We start from the raw sequence: 16021 nt of genomic DNA, 5'->3' as shown, positions 1-16021 counted from the left end.
CACGGGCGCACACGGCGAACGGAAGGCCTTCGGTACGAAGGCCCTCTCAAGTTCTTGACCGCCGCCCGTGATGCGGGAATGAGGTTTTCATGAACAGCGCAGCGCGACCCCGGACCGCGGGGCTCCTCGGCCTCGCCTCCGCCCTGGCTTTGATCTTCCTGCCCGTGCCCTCCGCGCACGCCACGGGCAAGACCGCCCCTGCGAAAACCCCCGCCGAGACCGTCAAGCTCCGGAAGATCGGCATCATCGGCTCCGGAAAGGTCGGCGGCAGCCTGGCCCGGCTCTGGGTCAAGGCGGGTTACGAGGTGATGCTCTCCTCGCGCCACCCGGAGGAGCTCAAGCCCCTGGCGCAGCAGCTCGGCCGCAAGGCCCGCACCGGCACCCCGCGGGAGGCCGCGGCGTACGGCGACGCCGTGCTCATCGCGGTGCCCTATGGGGCCCTGCCGCAGATCGGCCGCGACTACGCCAAGGAGCTCGCGGGGAAGATCGTCCTGGACGCCGGCAATCCCTATCCCCAACGGGACGGGCCGATGGCCGAGGAGGCGCGCCGCAAGGGAACGGGCGAAGCCTCGAAGGCCCTGCTGCCCGGGGTGAAGCTCGTGCGCGCCTTCAACGCCATCAGCGCCGTGGACCTCAACAGCCACGCGGGCCGGGAGGGCCCCCTGGCCGCCGTGCCCCTGGCCAGCGATGACGCGCACGCCCTGAAGGCCGCGGCCGAGCTGGTCAAGGCGGCCGGCTTCGAGCCGGTCATCGTGGGCGGCCTGGACCGGGCGAAGGACTTCGACGTGGGGACCTCGGTCTACACGCGGGTGCTGACGGCCGAGGAACTCCGCAAACAATTGGGCATTCCGGATTAAAAGGAAAACCCAATGTCCCGCTTCGCCCGTGCCCCCTTCCTTTTCCTCCTGGTCCTGCTCGGACTGCTTCCCGAGGCGCACGCCAGCGCCCGGTTCGAGCTGGACACGCCCTTCAACACCGGCCTGGACCGCTCGTACGTCTTCTCCTCCCCCAACCGCATCCGGCGGGACGGGGAGCCGGAGCCCTCCGCGCTCGTTTTCGAGGCCCAGGTCGCGCCCAACCTCTTCTTTCCCCAGCTTCACTTCGGCCAGGTGCTCCCGGGGCTCGGGGAGTTCATCCTGAGCGCGGTGCTCACCCCGAACATCCGCCTGCGCATGCTGGCGCAGGAATCGAGCCCCGTCATCCCGCCGTCGTTCATGCCCAAGCTGACCCTTCAGTTGGCCCACCTGTGGCTGCCTGAACTGGAACCGCAGACGCTCCCCACCTCGGTGCGCATCGGCCTGGTCAACCTCGTGGTGGGCCACTATTCCAATGGCCAGGCAGGGTGCTTCTACGCCAACCAGTCCGCCGAGGAGGGCTGCGCCTCCACCGAGGGCCACCTGCCGCTCAATGAGCTTTCTGGAGACTTCTCCACGAACTTCGTGCGGCTGGAGGTCCACGGCCGGCTGCTCACCCACGTCGATCTGCGGCGCAACTCCATGTGGAGCTTCGGGCTCAATGCCTTCATCGAGCACAACGCCTCGGTGGCCATCGGCGGCATCACCCCGGAGATGCGCGAAGTCTATGGGGATGGGCACGCGGGAGCGGGGTTCCTGCTGGGGCGGATCTGGTTCGGCCACCGCTTCCGCCTGGAAGGCAACGCCAGCACCCCGTATGGGGAGAGCCCCCACCAGCCGTGGACGATGAGCCTGGAGGCCGCCGCGCTGCCGCGCTGGGGGGCGGGCTTCGGAGGATTCGTCCGCTACGTCCGGGGCCAGGACTACTACAACATCCTCTTTCTCCAGCGGATCAGCCTCGTCCAGGTGGGCCTCGTCTTCGAGCTGGGCCCCGGCCCCCGGGTCCAGCCCGAGCTGTCCCCGAATGACCTGAAGTCCCCTCAGTGAATCGCGGACGCCTCGCGCAGGTCCGGGGCCACCGGCGTCTGGGAGACGGGGGCCCGCTCCTGGACCCGCACGGGAGTCTGCCCGGGCGTGTAGGGCTGGTTGGCACGCGGCGGCGGTGAGACTTCATCCTGCGCCTTCAGGTCGAAGTACTTCTGGATGACGGCCATGCCCGTGGGCGCCGCGTCCAGGCCGCCGAGCCCGCCGTGCTCGTTGAGCACCACCACGGCGATCTCCGGAGCCTCCGCGGGCGCGAAGGACGCCAGCCAGGCGTGGTGCCGCGAGAAGAACTCCATCTGGTGCGTCTTGAGCCGCACCGCGCCCAGCGTGACGACCTGCGCGGTGCCCGTCTTGCCCGCGACCTTGATGTCCGGCAGGCGCTGGCGGTAGGCGGTGCCGCCGGGCTCGTTCACCACCGCCATCAGCGATTCGATGACCGCCTTGAGGTGCGCCGCGTTGATGTTCACCTTGCGCACCACCTGCGGCTGGAACGCCTCGATGACGTTGCCGTCCAGATCCTCGATGCGCTGCACGAGCTGCGGCTTGTACAGCGTGCCGCCGTTGGCCAGGGAGGCGTACACGAGCGCCAGCTGCAGCGGCGTCACGTTGTCATCGCCCTGGCCGACCGAGCTGTTGAGCGCCATGCCCTTGGAGTAGCCGCCCGGCGAGAGCCGGTCATGGTAGGCGGTGCTGGGCATGATGCCCGGCACCTCGGCCAGGACCGCAATCCCGGTGGGGCTGCCCAGGCCCAGGGCCTTGCCCATGTCGGCGATGGGGTCCAGCCCCAGCGTGTCGGCGACCTTGTAGAACCAGGTGTTGCACGAGTACTGCATCGCCAGCAGGCCATTCACCGGACCGTGGCCGCTGTCCTTGTGGCAGCGCCAGGTATGGCCTCCGAGGGTGTAGCCGCCGGGGCAGTTCACCACCGTCTCCGGCCGGAAGAGGCCCGACTTGTAGGCGGCCAGCGCCGTGACGACCTTGAAGGTGGAGCCCGGGCTGTAGTGGTTGGCGGCCACGCGGTTGATCATCGGCTGGAGCGGATCCTTCGCCAGTGCCGCCATCTGCGCCGGGGTGATGCGGCCGGTGAGCAGGTTCGGGTCAAAGCCCGGCCGGGACACCAGCGCGCGGATGAAGCCGGTGTTCACGTCGATGGCCACCACCGCGCCCGCCACGCCCGGGAAGGCTTGCTCGGCTGCTTCCTGCAACCGCATGTCGAGCGAGAGCACGACGTTGCCACCGGCCTGCGGGGGCACCACCGAGTTCTCACCGAGCATGTCGTTCAGCTCCTCGATGGTCTGGCCGCGCGCGTTCACCACCTGCTTGCGCACCCCATCCACCCCGCGAAGCCGGGACTCGAAGTAGCGCTCCAGGCCCCGGCGGCCAATGTAGTCACCCAGGGCGTACCGGGCGCCATCGGCGTTGAGCCTCGCCAGCTCGTCCTGGTTGATCTCGTTCATGTAGCCCAGCACGTGCGAGAGCACCGTGCCGGCGCGGTAGTTGCGGTGCGGCACCGGCACCACTTCCACGCCGTCCAGGACATCGAGCCGGGCGTTGAGCCGGTCCAGCTCGTCCCGCGACAGGTCCACCCGGATGGAGAGCGGCTGGAACGGGGCGTTGCGGCGGGCGGCGCGGACCTGGTCCTCCACCTTCTGGCGCTGATCGGCCTCCAGCGCGAGCAGCTCGGCCAGCTTCGGAATGACCTGCTCGAAGCAGTTCGTGCAGAAGGCCGGGGTGAGGAACACATCGAAGGAGGGACGGCTGTCCACCAGGATGGTGCCGCGCACATCCTTGATGACGCCGCGATCGGCCCGGAGGCGGACCTCCTTGACGAAGTTGGCCACGCTCTTGGCGGCATACTCCTCGCCGCGGATGAGCTGGAGCCGGTAGAGCTGCATGGCCAGCAGCACCATACCGCCCACCATCGCCAGTCCCAGGAACAGGAAGCGCCGTTTGAGTTCTCTGCCCGGGGGCGTGTTTCCCAGCGTCGGGGGTGCCATCGTCAGTCCCCCACCAGCCTACCACCGTGAGGAGGCAAGGCCAGCCCCCCCACCGTGCGGCCGAGCCGGCTTTCCAGACGAGCCAGCCTCGGGCTATGCACTGAACCGCGATGAGCACCTTCGATTCTCTTTCTGCCCCTGCCCCTGTCTCGGATTCCCCTCTGCCCCCGGCCCCTGTCTCGGATTCTCCGCCGCCCCCGGCCCTCGACCTGGAAGAGGTGCGCCGCTGCGCACAGCTCCTGGAGGCCATCGTGGCGGACCGCCGGCTCCTGCTCCGGCTTCCCGAGCCGGACCGGATTGCCCTGCTCAGCGCCGCGGGCAAGGTCGTCCTTCCCGAGCGCGACGTCCGGGCACGCCTCGTCAAGTCGCTGCGCAAGGAGGAGAAGCAGGTCAAGCGCAAGAAGGACCAGCTCGTCCGCGCCTCGACCAGGATCCGCACCCTGCGCCAGGAACCGGTCTTCCAGGCCCCCCCGCCGCAGCTTCCCAGCGAGACCCCGGGACCGGAGCAGCTGCTGGAGAACCCCCGCCACTGCTACGTGTGCAAAGAGGAGTTCCGGCGCGTTCACTTCTTCTATGACTCCATGTGCCCGCCGTGCGCCGACTTCAACTACGCCAAGCGCTTCCAGACGGCCCCGCTGGACGGCCAGGTGGCGCTCATTACTGGGGCACGGGTGAAGATTGGCTTTCAGGCCTCGCTGATGCTGCTGCGCGCCGGGGCCCGGGTGATCGCCACCACGCGCTTCCCGAATGACGCCGCCGAGCGCTATGCCCGGGAGCCGGACTTCTCCGACTGGGGCCACCGCCTGCACGTCCACGGGCTGGACCTGCGGCACGCGCCCAGCGTGGAGCTCTTCGCGCGCTACATGGACCAGACGTATGACCGCCTGGACATCTTGATCAACAACGCGGCCCAGACCGTCCGCCGGCCCCCGGGCTTCTATGCCCACCTGCTCGCCAAGGAGCTGCTGCCCGTGAGCGCCCTGCCCCAGGCGTGTGCCCCGCTGCTCGCGGAGCACCTGCAATGCCTGGCGAGGGTTCAGCCCGCCCTGGAGGCGGGAGCCCCGGGCACGGCCATCACCTGGAGCAGCGCGGACCCGGCCCTCGGCCTGCACTCCTCGGCGGCCCTGTCCCTGGTGCCCTATGCCCTCGAGCAGGAGGGGGACACGCGGCGGCTCTTCCCCGAGGGGCGGCTGGACGCGGACCTGCAACAGGTCGATCTGCGCGAGGTGAACTCGTGGCGGCTGCGGCTGGCGGAGGTGGCGACCGCCGAGATGCTGGAGGTGCACCTGGTGAACGCGGTGGCCCCCTTCATCCTCTGCGGCAAGCTCAAGCCGCTGATGCTGCGCAACCGCTCCCGCATGGGCCACATCGTGAACGTGTCGGCGATGGAGGGCAGCTTCTCGCGGGGAAAGAAGACGGACAAGCACCCCCACACCAACATGGCCAAGGCCGCGCTGAACATGATGACGCTCACCTCCGCGGCCGACTACGCGCGGGACGGCATCTTCATGAACGCCGTGGACACGGGCTGGGTGACGGACGAGGACCCCGTCCTCCACGCCCAGCGCAAGCAGGAGGAGTTCGACTTCCACCCGCCGCTGGACATCGTGGATGGGGCCGCCCGCGTGGTGGACCCCGTCTTCATGGCCGTCAACTCGGGCCACGGCGCCTGGGGCAACTTCTTCAAGGACTACCGCCACACCTCGTGGTGAGCGCCCGGCCCTTCCCGCCGCTCAGAAGACGGTATCGGCCTGGTCGGGAATGAGGGCGCCCATCCCATCCGTACACGGGATGGACGCTCCGTCCGCGGACTTGCACGCCGCCGTCGCACACGCGTAGGGCGCGGCCTGCTGCGGCCTCGGCTGGAGGAACATGGGGTTGATGAGCCACCGCCCATCATCGTTGCGGTAGGCGTTGCACATCAGCTCCTTCTTGTTCCGGTTGATGGCCAGGCGGAGCGCGGTGGCATCCCGCATGAAGGTCAGATCCGTGTCGGAGTCCCCCGCGGCGAACAGGGGGCGCTTGCTCAGGTCGGGGTTGGGCTGGAGCGCCTCGGCGCCCGTGACGCCGAAGAGCACCTTGTTGATCCAGCACCGCTTGCCATCGATGTAGGTGATGAGGCTGTTGCCCGTGACCTTGCCCTGGCCGTCGTTGGTGCCATCCGGCACGTCGCCACAGCCCTCCAGGTTGGAGGTGAGCCTGCCCCCGGCCTCGAGCGTGCGGATGCCAATCACGTGGCTGGCATCGATGCCCACCGACTGGGCCCAGGGCTCGACGACCGCCTGGGGAGAGGCCGACACGACCCAGACGTCGAAGCCGTTGGCCTGCAGGCTCGCCAGCAGGTCCTTCATCTGATCCGGCACCCGGACCCAGTGCGTCACCGAGGCGGTGCCCACCGTCTGCTTCGCGTCGATGGGATTGCGCAGGTTCTCGGCCATCGCGGCCTCGGCCAGGGCCTTCACCTCGGCCCGGGTATGGCCCGCGAGCAACTGGGCGAACCAGGCATAGGAGGGCTCCATGCGTCGGTAGTTCCAGCCCGCCCACGCGGCCTGGCCCGTGGTGGTCTTCGCCTCGGAGTAAATGCTCAGCAGCTCCTGGGCACAGGCCGGATTCGATGAGGTCGGCAGGCGCGTGCCCGCCTCGGCCAGCGCGCCGCAGGCGGCATCCAGCGCCGCGACGGCCTCCCCCGTCAGCAGGTGGCTTGTCAGACGCCAGTTCTTGCCCGGGGGCTGAAACACCGCATCGTGCGCCAGCATGTAGAAGAAGGTGGCGTCCCCGACATCGTTCTTGATGACCGTGTTGTCCCAATCGAAGGCGGCGATGGGCTTCTTCGCCTCATCGTAGGCTCCCGCGCAGTGGCCGTACGTCTTCATCAGCCCGTCGAGCTGGGTCCGGTTGGTGCCGTACCAGGGCAGTGCCGGATCCAACACCTGGCAGGAGACCGCCGTCTTGTTTCCCCCACACCCGGCAAGGCCCCAGGCCAGTGCCAGGGAGCCCACCGCCATCCGCACCCACGCTCGCTTCGCAGCCATCGTCCGCTCCCGGAACCCCGCGTTTGGATTCATCGTTCCAGGTCCCCGGAAGGTGGTCCAGCCGGCCCCGGGACGGGGGGGCAGGCACCGTGTGGCACGACACATCCCTTCTCCCGAGGCGCCTCCGGAGACGAGCTGGGAGCTGTGGCGGCCGGACGCTTGAAGCCGGAGCTCACCGCAGGGGCGAGTCCAGGAAGCCGGGCCGGTAGTCGGTGATCTGCCCGCCGCTGAACGTGAAGCGCTGCCCCACCGAGGGCATCGTGTCGTTGAGCACGTACCCGAAGTCCAGCCGGAACGGGTACAGGTTGAACTGCGGGAACAGGAAGCGGACCCCCAGGCCCACCGAGTGCACCACCTTCGGCCGCCGGTCGAAGGCGGAGCCCGCGTCGTAGAAGAGCACCCCACCCAGGTGCAGCGTCTGGAAGACGACGGGCACCGTGCGGTACTCCAGGTTCACCAGGAGCATCCGCTTGCCCGAGTAAGCATCCGGGCTCGCCCCGCGCAGCCCATTGCCGCCCCCCAGCAGGACGACCCGGTCGAACAGATCATCGATGTTCACGTCCAGCACGCCGCGCGCCACGAAGCGGCCCCCCAGCACGCGCGGGGAGACCTGCTGCACCTCGGTGGCCCAGCGCCGGTTGGTCCACCCGCCGCCGTCCCCGAGCGCGCGGCGGATGGCCGCGGCCGCCGCCACCGTGGTGAGCGCATCCCCCCACAGCCACCGGTAGCGCGCCGCCACGCCCAGCTCCGCGTAGTGCGCCGCGGAGGAGAAGACCGGGGGCGCGTACCGGACGCTGGCGAAGACCGAGTGCCCCAGCTGGTAGTCCTCCGAGAGCGCGTACGAGTCCACATCCCGCATCACCTGGTAGCGCGCCTGGAAGGCGGACAGGCTCAGCAGGGCATAGGCGGCGTCCTCGCTGCGCGGCAGCAGGGTGTCCCGGAGCCAGGCGCGCTGCCCCTCATCCAGCGGCGCCTCCTCGGGGGCGCGATAATCGCGGTGGTAGGCGGCCACGCCGCCGCTCACGTTCACCTTGTGGAGCCCGCCATAGGAGCGCGTGTACTGCGTGTCCGCGGACACCTCGCGCGTCTTGTAGATATAGGGGACGGGCGCGCCCCCCGGGTAGTCCAGCTGCCACACCTCCGTGCCCCGGTACACCCGCGTCGTCGCCACGTTCCAGGACGCGGACGTGCTGAGCCCCCAGGGCGTGGACAGCGAGTACAGCGGGCGCTGGATGGCCACCGAGCCCCGCGAGCCCTCGGGCTTGCCGCTCTCGCGCCCCAGGATGAGGGCGGCGCTCTCGCCGAAGTACCAGCGGCTGCCGCCCACCCGCCGGTTGATGTAGCTCTGGCCGAAGCTGAAGGTGTCCGGACGCAGGATGAAGTCCGCCGCTAGGCGCTGGTTGAGCCCCAGGAAGTTGGCCTCCGTGCCCTGGAGCTTCAGGTAGCTCACGAAGGAGCCCACCACCTCGAAGGTCTGGTTGAGCCGCAGCGACCAGAGGTCCTTGGTGATGATGAGCAGGGCCACCCCGCCGGGGGACTCGCCCTGCACGGCCACCCCGCGCACCACGGCGAAGATGCCGAGCTTGCGCAGGTTGCGCATCGTCTCCTGCACGAGCGCGGCGGAGTACGGCTGGCCGGGCTCCAGCAGCACCTCGCGGCGAATGACCGTCTCGCGCGTGCGCGCGTGAAAGAGGTTCAGGAAGTTGGGGTACGGATCACTCTCGGCCACCACATCCTCGGCCGCGACGAGGATGGCCTCGAGCCGCTTGCCCTCGGGCTCGGGCTCCAGCAGGCGCCCGTGCTGGGCCAGCCCCCAGGACACGAGCGTCTCCTCGTACCCCTCTTGAACCTCAGGCGGGGCCTCGGGCGCCGACATCACCAGGGGTGGGATCAGCAGGGCAAGGAGCGCGAACGGCACCCGTCCATCTTGGCACGCACGGGGCCGTGCACGAGGCGACATTTCCAGGGTTGAAATGCACTCAGTTCGACACCGAAGTGGTTTCTGGTAGACACTGGTACCCGGCCGCCAGAGGACTTTTCGTTCCAGCGGAACGTTTCATACGCACACTACGGGTCAGACCGCATCTCGGGAGCGCACCATCGTGGACCCTCTTCATGGACCCAGGGTCCTATTGGTGGAAGACAACGAAGACATCCGAGAGGGCCTGAGCACCCTGTTGGAAGCCGAAGGCTACGGTGTCATCCCCGTGGGCACGGCGGAGGAAGGGCTCGCCCAGCTTCAGCGCCAGCATGTCCACCTGCTCATCACCGACTACATGTTGCCCGGGGAGAGCGGCGGCTGGCTGGTGGAGCAGGCCATGAAAGAGGGCTGTGTCCGCCAGACGCGGGTGGTGATGATCACCGCACACCCCCGGGTCGTGCCGCCCTCGGGCGTGCGCATGCTGCACAAGCCGTTGGACATCAACGACTTCCTCAACATCGTCGAAGAAGAGTTCGCCGCCCTGGCCCAGCACGCGGCCTGAGCGCGCGTCCCGGTCATGCCGTGCGCAGGTCCTCCGGGCGGGGCGAGGGCAATGTGCGCCCCTGGGCCACGGCCGCCACGATGCGCGCGAGCTGCTCCACCCCATCCGAGAGCGCCGCCGGGCCCGGCTGGAGGATGAAGGAGCTCTTCACCTCGTAGAGCTGGTCATCCACCACGGCGCGGACCTCCTTCCAGCCCGGGCGGGAGACGATCTTGTCCCGCTTGGCCTTGCGCCCGCACCAGCTGGCGATGACCGCCTCGGGGTTGCGCCGCGCCACCTCCTCCGGGGTGAAGATGCGGCCCTTGGCCTCCGGGTGGGCGCGGGACTCGGCACACACGTCCTCGCCGCCCACCAGATCCACCAGCTCCGAGCACCAGCGGATGCCGGAGATGAGGGGCTCGTGCCACTCCTCGAAGAAGATGCGGGGCCGCCGGGGCAGGGCCTCCGCGGCGTGCGCGTGGCGCTCCAGGTTGGCCCTCAGCGTGTCCGCCAGCTGCTCCGCCGCCTCCGCCCGCCCCACCAGCGCGCCCACCACGCGCACGGTCTGGAGGATCTCCGCCACCGAGCGCTGGTTGAACAGGTACACGGGCACGCCGCGCTTGCACAGCTCGCGCCCCAGGTCCGCCTGCAGGTCCGAGAACCCGAGCACCAGGTCGGGCTTCAGCTCCAGGATGCGCTCGAAGTTCGCGTCCAGGAACGAGCTGACGCGCGGCTTCTTGCGCGCCTCGGGGGGGCGCACCGTGAAGCCCGAGACCCCCACCACCAGGTCTCCTGCGCCAATGCGGTAGAGCGTCTCCGTCGTCTCCTCCGTCATGCAGACGATGCGCTGGGGGTACCGGGGCGCGGAAGCAAGCAACCGGTCGAGGGAGGCCGTCATGCCGGGCACTCTATGCCCGGGAGTTCCCCTCCGGTCACCTGCCGGCGCCCCGCCCCCTCCCCCGCCTGCCCCGGACATGGGGCCCCCCGCCCGAGGCCGGATTTCCGGGCCTGGAGGGCTTCTCCGCGGCCCGGTCTCTTGGGCAGTAGAACATCCGGTGCTAGCATTCCTGCCCTACTGGCTTTGAAGCCGCCTTGCGGCGGGGGAGCACATGATTGAAAGCGACGCCTCTGCGGGGGGCGCGCCACCCCCCATTGAGGACCCCCTGTTGGGCAGGGTTCTCAACGAGCGTTTCAAGATCGTCGAAGCGCTGGGCGCCGGCGGCATGGGACGCGTGTACAAGGCCATCCAGTCCCCGCTCGACCGCATGGTCGCGCTGAAGATCCTCAATCCCCAGTACGGCCAGGACAAGGATCCCGGGTTCCAGCGCCGCTTCTTCCTGGAAGCCAACGTCACCGCGAAGCTGCGCCACCCCAACACCATCACCATCATCGACTACGGGAAGACCGACGACGGCATCTACTACATCGCGATGGAGTACATCGAGGGGCTGACGCTGTCGCAGATGCTCACCCAGACGGGCCCCCTGCCCTGGCCGCGCGCCCTCAGCATCGCCCAGCAGATTGCCCGCTCCCTGCGCGAGGCGCACAAGGTCGGCCTCATCCACCGCGACCTGAAGCCCGCCAACGTGATGATTCTCAACCAGGAGAAGGACCACGACCTGGTGAAGGTGCTGGACTTCGGGCTGGTGAAGTCCTTCATGCCCGACGGGGGCAGCTTCCCCGCGGACGTGTCGCTCACCCAGGCGGGCGTCATCCTCGGCTCGCCGCAGTACATGGCGCCCGAGCAGGCGCGCAACATCTCCGACCCGCGCAGCGACGTGTACTCGCTGGGCGTGGTGCTCTACCAGATGCTGCTGGGGCGCCCGCCGTTCCTGGCCGAGCAGAGCATCGACATCATCGTCAAGCACCTCAACGAGCCGCCCCCCACCTTCGCGGCCATCTGGCCCAACCACACCATCCCTCCCGAGGTGGAGGCGCTGGTGATGAAGTGCCTGGCCAAGAACCCCGCGGAGCGGTTCGACTCGATGGACCGGGTGCTCGACAGCATCCGCCGCACCACCGCCGCGGCCGGCCTCAGCAGCGGCTTCTACTCGGGCCCCCGCTCCTTCATCACCCCCGGCAGCGGTCCCCACACGGGCCCCCTCAGCCCGCCGCCCTCGCCCTCCAACGCCTCCACCATGGCGCTCGACATCTCCGTGGAGGAGGAGGAGCCACGGACGAAGGGGCGCCGCAACTCGCTGGCCATCGCCCTGCTCGGTGGCTCGGTGCTGGCCGGTGTGGCCGTGTCCCTGGTGTTCGCCCTGAGCACGCCCACGTCCAAGCCACCCCCGGCCCCGCTCGTGGCGGCCCCGGCGCCTCTCCCGGCCCCTCCCCCCACGCAGGCCCCCGCCGGCACGGAGCCGGCGCCCGATGCGCTCGCCGCCAACCTCACCGGCGAGCCGGAGGCCCCCGAGGCCCCCGAGGCTCCCGAGGCTCCCGTGGAGGAGGCCCCTCCCGAGCCCGCCGCGCCGGAGGCCGTGGCCCAGGCCTCCCTGGTGCGCTTCCTCATCGCCAGCGAGCCCAGCGGCGCCCGGGTGAAGCACCGGGGCAAGGACCTGGGCCAGACGCCCGTGGAGCTGAAGCTCCCGGCGAACGCGGCGGGCCGGGCCAGCGCCGAGCTGACGTTCGAGCTCAGCGGCTACCCCCGCGCCACCGTCAAGGCGGAGGGCGAGGGGCCTGAAGTGCGCTTCACCCACAAGCTCAAGAAGAAGAAGGGCCCCTCGCGGCAGCGGCCGGGCTCGACCGGTTACAAGGACGATCCCTACCAGTGAAACTCACCGAAGTGTTCAAGCGAGCGGGCCTTCTCGCGCTGTCCCTGTACGCGGGAAATGCCCTGGCCGACGAGCGCTTGGAGGCGCGGCGCCACTTCCGCAACGGCATGAGCCTCATCGCCCAGGGGGCGTTCGACCCGGGCATCGCCGAGTTGAAGGAAGCGTACGCCATCAAGCCGCACCCCAGCGTGCTCTACAACATCGCGCGCGCGTACCTCGACGCCGGCCGCTCGCCGGAGGCGCTGGAGTGGTACCAGCGCTACCTGGAGACCAACCCCGCGGACGCGGTCTCCGTGCGCGCCACCATCGCCCGCCTGGAGGAGGCGGTGAAGGCCTCCGAGCCCGAGTCCTCCAGCCTGGCCCAGAAGCTCCCCATGCCGCCGCCGCCGGGCACGCCCCGGCCCACCCCGGCCACGCCCACGGCCGCGCCGGATGCGCAGGCCCTGGCGCAGCTCCTGGAGCGGCTGGAGAAGGCCATCGCCCGCGCGGAGTCCCTGCCCACCGCCTCCGCCACGCCCGCCCCCACGGCGCCGGGCGCCACCGCGTCCACCCGCGCCGCGCTGCCGCGGGCCGAGGAGGACGTGGGCGCGGTGCCCTATGAAGAGCGCGTGGTGACGGCCAGCCGCCGGGCCCAGTCCGCGCTGGAGGCGCCCAACGCCACCACCGTCATCACCGCCGAGGACATCCGCCTGTCTGGGGCCACCAGCCTGGTGGAGCTGCTGCGCCGGGTGCCGGGCGCGGACGTGATGGAGATGGGCGTCACGAGCGCCAACCTCTCCTTCCGCGGCTTCAACCAGCGCATGGCCAACAAGGTGCTCGTGCTGGTGGACGGCCGCACCGAGTACCAGGACTTCCTGGGCATGACGTTGTGGGCCAACTTCCCCATCGGGCTGGAGGAAATTGAGCGCATCGAGGTCATCCGCGGCCCGGGCAGCGCCCTGTACGGCGCCAACGCAATGCTGGGCGTGGTCAACATCATCACCCAGGCGCCCGGCTCCGGGGACCGGCAGTTCATCGCCCGGGCGGGCGGCGGCAACACCGCGGCCGGCTCCTTCCTGAGCCATGGGGCCGCGGGCGGCCTGCGCTACCGCCTGTCCGTGGGCTACGGGCAGGAGGACAAGTGGAGCCGGGACTTCGGGGACAACCGGCCCGACGTCGCCCAGACGACGCCCCTGAAGGACCTGGGCTACCGCGGCGCACGGGCCAACCTGTCCACCGAGTACAAGTTCGACTCGGGGGTGGACCTGGGCGTGTCCTCCGGCGTCCACCGGTACTACACCGAGGTGTACCCGCTCGGGGTGCTGCGCAACTTCTACCTGGACGGGCTGAGCGCCTACGCCAAGACCGACCTGGGCCTGGGCCCCGTGAAGGTGAAGGCCTTCTGGAACCACACCGGCTCGAAGGCCGCGCCGCAGTACCAGAGCATCGGCCAGCGCTCGCTGAGCAGCCGCGTCGACTTCCACGTCTTCAACGGCGAGGCGCTCTTCAGCAAGGGCTTCGAGCTCGGCGGTGAGCACCTGCTCAACGTGGGCGTGGAGGGCCGCTTCAAGCGCGTCATCTGGGACTACCTGGGGCCTGGGGCCAAGGAGGAGTTCCACACCGCCGCCTTCGTGCAGGATGAGTGGCGGCCCGTGGATCCCTTCCGGCTGATCGCCTCCTACCGCATGGACCGGCACCCGCTGCTGTCCCAGGGCGAGCCCGGGCTGGCGCACTCGCCGCGCGTCTCCGGCATCCTCATGCCCTTCGAGGGCCATGCCTTCCGCGCCACCGCGGCCTCCGCCTTCCGGGAGCCCGCCTTCCTGGAGAGCTACACCGCGCTGCGCGTGCCCGTGCCCGGCGTGCCGGGCGCCAGCGCGCTCACCCAGGGCAACCGGACGCTGCGCCCCGAGCGGCTGGTGGCCTACGAGCTGGGCTACCGCGGCGAGGCGCCCACCCTGGGCATCGACTGGGACGTGGCCCTCTACCAGAACACGGTGAAGAACCTCATCGGCCTGTCCCCCCTGCAGCGGATGCCCGCGGGCGAGTCCTTCGACTCCGTCACCGGCTCGTACCTGGCCGGCCGCTCCTTCTTCCAGAACGAGCAGGCCACCTACACCTCGCGCGGCGCCGAGGTGGGCGTGTCGCTGGCCCCGGTGGACGGCCTGGGCATCAAGGTCAGCGCCGCGCTGCAGAAGGTGACGGCGGAGGGCGAAGAGGAGTCGCTGTGCGCCCCGTGCAACCAGGCGCCCCAGGTGCGGCTGTTCGGTGGCCTCACCTACCGCACGCGCGCCGACCTGGAGTTTGGCATCGACGCGGCCTTCACCTCGGACACCACCTGGATCGAACGCGAGCCCGACCTGGGGGACCCCACCCGCATCGACTTCATCGCCAACCAGCTGCCCGCCTACACCGTGCTCAACGCCCGGGTGGGCTACTCGCTGCTCCAGGACAAGCTCACGGTGGCCGTGGTGGGCTCCAACCTGGGCAGCTCCCACTTCCAGCACCCCTTTGGCAACCGCGTCGAGCGCCGCGTCTACGCGACCGTGACGGTGACCCCATGAGCACGCTCCGCCCGCGTCAGAAGGCCTTCATGGGCCTGGCCCTCGCCACCCTGCTCACGGCCGGCTGCGAGCCACCGCCCGTGGTGCCCACCCAGGACCGGCAGCAGAACCGCTACACCGCGCGCATCGAGGGCAACGTGGTGATGCAGGGCCCGGCGCGGGGCAACGCCGTGGTGCTGCTCTATGACGCCACGCGCCCCCCGCCCCCGCTGGGCACCGGGCGCCCCCTGTCCTTCACCGTGATTCCCCAGGCCACGCTGTTCGGCGAGGGGCCGCCCGGCCCCGCCAACGAGGGCCCCTTCACGGCGCCCTTCACCTTCAGCAACCTGGCCCCGGGCCACTACCTGCTGCGCGGCTTCATCGACGTGGACACCTGCCTCATGGGCCTGCAGCCCTGCCATGGGCCGGACTTCAGCCCCTGGTACACCGTCACCGGCGAGCCCAACGTGCACGACGTGGGCGGGGCCGCGGTGGACCCCACCACCTTCGCGCCCCGCGTGGTGGAGGTGGGTATGGACGCGGACGGCAAGCCCATGCCCACCCTGGGCGTCGCGGTGAGCTTCGGCAAGCAGGCCATCGTGCAGAACGAGCGCCCCGTGTTCGAGGTGCAGGGCACCCCGCGCCTCGAGGCGGGCGCCGGGCCCAAGGTGCTCCAGCTGCGCGCCCGCGCCATTCGCGATGGCGTGATGGACCTGCAGGCCCCCATCTTCCGCGTCCACCTGGCGGACGCGAACGGCGACGGCACGCCCGATGACACCAATGGCGACGGGCAGCCGGACCTCTGGCCCCGCGTGGTGGTGCGCAAGCTGGCCGACACCGAGGCCGGCCTGCTCGACGAGAACGACCTGGACAACAACGGCGTGCTGGATGACGAGGGCGTCCGCTACCCGCGCGCGGATGGCCAGCCGGACGAGTCCCCCCAGCTCGTGGTGCTCGCCGCGGGGCTGGTGCTGGAGGCGTACCGCGCCCAGCTCTTCGACGCCTCGGGCCGTCCGCTCCTGAACAAGACGCTGGAGGTCTCCGAGCTGACCGTGGGCATCCAGCCCGTGGCCTTCGACGCCCGGAACCCGGCGGCCCCCGTCCGGCTCCAGGGCCTGCCCTCCGGGCGCTACGCGGTCGTCGTCATGCAGTCTTCTGGACAGGTCTGGCGCGTCCCCAACGAGCTCTCGCCCCCGCTCGCCCCGGGCCTCGGTCTGCCCGCCGTGGACAGCCAGGCCTTCGCCGTGGAGGTTCCCTAGATTCCCTGTTTTACGAAGATGGCGCTAATTTGACAGCCCACGGGTTTTCCGGCACTATGCGAATACTGCAGTTCAGGGTGACA

Annotated in this window: 11 protein-coding genes; 7 read left to right on the top strand and 4 right to left on the bottom strand. The window is 70.0% G+C overall.

The window, feature by feature from the left end; genetic code table 11:
- The first annotated feature begins 89 nt into the window (after positions 1 to 89).
- Both KY661_RS04275 and KY661_RS04270 read left to right on the top strand, forming a co-directional pair.
- Positions 90 to 857 (top strand): NADPH-dependent F420 reductase, encoded by a 768-nt coding sequence (locus KY661_RS04275; protein ID WP_225408960.1) that lies wholly within the window; start codon positions 90 to 92, stop codon positions 855 to 857.
- 12 nt (positions 858 to 869) lie between these two features.
- The gene (locus KY661_RS04270; RefSeq protein ID WP_225408959.1) at positions 870 to 1901 is read left to right on the top strand and encodes a hypothetical protein; all 1032 of its coding nucleotides are present in this window, start codon (positions 870 to 872) and stop codon (positions 1899 to 1901) included.
- Here KY661_RS04270 and mrdA read toward each other — a convergent pair.
- Positions 1895 to 3895 carry a penicillin-binding protein 2 gene (mrdA, locus tag KY661_RS04265; protein ID WP_225408958.1) on the bottom strand — a complete coding sequence of 667 codons (2001 nt, stop codon included), beginning with the start codon at positions 3893 to 3895 and terminating at the stop codon, positions 1895 to 1897. The two genes, KY661_RS04270 and mrdA, sit on opposite strands and share 7 nt — an antisense overlap.
- Before the next feature lie 110 nt (positions 3896 to 4005).
- Here mrdA and KY661_RS04260 point away from each other — a divergent pair, with 110 nt between their 5' ends.
- Entirely contained in the window at positions 4006 to 5607 is a 1602-nt protein-coding gene (locus KY661_RS04260; RefSeq protein WP_225408957.1) for an SDR family NAD(P)-dependent oxidoreductase, read from the top strand.
- A 21-nt stretch (positions 5608 to 5628) separates the two neighbouring features.
- Here the strand turns inward: KY661_RS04260 and KY661_RS04255 are convergent, their stop codons facing one another.
- Positions 5629 to 6927 carry an HAD family hydrolase gene (locus tag KY661_RS04255; RefSeq protein ID WP_225408956.1) on the bottom strand — a complete coding sequence of 433 codons (1299 nt, stop codon included), beginning with the start codon at positions 6925 to 6927 and terminating at the stop codon, positions 5629 to 5631.
- Positions 6928 to 7099: 172 nt separating this feature from the next.
- Entirely contained in the window at positions 7100 to 8803 is a 1704-nt protein-coding gene (locus KY661_RS04250) for a BamA/TamA family outer membrane protein (protein WP_225409186.1), read from the bottom strand.
- A gap of 259 nt (positions 8804 to 9062) precedes the next feature.
- Between KY661_RS04250 and KY661_RS04245 the strand changes: the two genes are divergently transcribed.
- Positions 9063 to 9410 carry a response regulator gene (locus tag KY661_RS04245; RefSeq protein ID WP_317987208.1) on the top strand — a complete coding sequence of 116 codons (348 nt, stop codon included), beginning with the start codon at positions 9063 to 9065 and terminating at the stop codon, positions 9408 to 9410.
- A gap of 13 nt (positions 9411 to 9423) precedes the next feature.
- Here KY661_RS04245 and KY661_RS04240 read toward each other — a convergent pair whose 3' ends face one another.
- On the bottom strand, positions 9424 to 10287 hold the full coding sequence (locus tag KY661_RS04240) for a cobalamin-binding protein (RefSeq protein ID WP_225408954.1): 864 nt from the start codon (positions 10285 to 10287) through the stop codon (positions 9424 to 9426).
- A gap of 211 nt (positions 10288 to 10498) precedes the next feature.
- Here KY661_RS04240 and KY661_RS04235 point away from each other — a divergent pair, with 211 nt between their 5' ends.
- The 3 genes from KY661_RS04235 to KY661_RS04225 are packed head-to-tail and all read left to right on the top strand — an operon-like array spanning position 10499 to position 15938.
- Entirely contained in the window at positions 10499 to 12160 is a 1662-nt protein-coding gene (locus KY661_RS04235) for a serine/threonine-protein kinase (RefSeq protein ID WP_225408953.1), read from the top strand.
- The gene (locus KY661_RS04230; RefSeq protein WP_225408952.1) at positions 12157 to 14700 is read left to right on the top strand and encodes a TonB-dependent receptor domain-containing protein; all 2544 of its coding nucleotides are present in this window, start codon (positions 12157 to 12159) and stop codon (positions 14698 to 14700) included. The genes KY661_RS04235 and KY661_RS04230 overlap by 4 nt, the downstream gene beginning before the upstream one ends.
- On the top strand, positions 14697 to 15938 hold the full coding sequence (locus KY661_RS04225) for a hypothetical protein (protein WP_225408951.1): 1242 nt from the start codon (positions 14697 to 14699) through the stop codon (positions 15936 to 15938). Before KY661_RS04230 ends, KY661_RS04225 begins: the two co-directional genes overlap by 4 nt.
- Positions 15939 to 16021 lie beyond the last annotated feature (83 nt).

It is taken from the genome of Allostigmatella hybrida (assembly GCF_020103775.1).
GTDB classification, from domain to species: domain Bacteria; phylum Myxococcota; class Myxococcia; order Myxococcales; family Myxococcaceae; genus Hyalangium; species Hyalangium aurantiaca.
Note: the sequence above shows the minus strand (reverse complement) of the source record. Positions and strands in the feature narration are given on the sequence as shown.

Coding starts and splice junctions, on each gene's coding strand:
- KY661_RS04275 (WP_225408960.1), top strand. CDS start 90: ATGAACAGCGCAGCGCGACCCCGGACCGCGGGGCTCCTCGGCCTCGCC.
- KY661_RS04270 (WP_225408959.1), top strand. CDS start 870: ATGTCCCGCTTCGCCCGTGCCCCCTTCCTTTTCCTCCTGGTCCTGCTC.
- mrdA (WP_225408958.1), bottom strand. CDS start 3,895: ATGGCACCCCCGACGCTGGGAAACACGCCCCCGGGCAGAGAACTCAAA.
- KY661_RS04260 (WP_225408957.1), top strand. CDS start 4,006: ATGAGCACCTTCGATTCTCTTTCTGCCCCTGCCCCTGTCTCGGATTCC.
- KY661_RS04255 (WP_225408956.1), bottom strand. CDS start 6,927: ATGGCTGCGAAGCGAGCGTGGGTGCGGATGGCGGTGGGCTCCCTGGCA.
- KY661_RS04250 (WP_225409186.1), bottom strand. CDS start 8,803: ATGTCGGCGCCCGAGGCCCCGCCTGAGGTTCAAGAGGGGTACGAGGAG.
- KY661_RS04240 (WP_225408954.1), bottom strand. CDS start 10,287: ATGACGGCCTCCCTCGACCGGTTGCTTGCTTCCGCGCCCCGGTACCCC.
- KY661_RS04235 (WP_225408953.1), top strand. CDS start 10,499: ATGATTGAAAGCGACGCCTCTGCGGGGGGCGCGCCACCCCCCATTGAG.
- KY661_RS04225 (WP_225408951.1), top strand. CDS start 14,697: ATGAGCACGCTCCGCCCGCGTCAGAAGGCCTTCATGGGCCTGGCCCTC.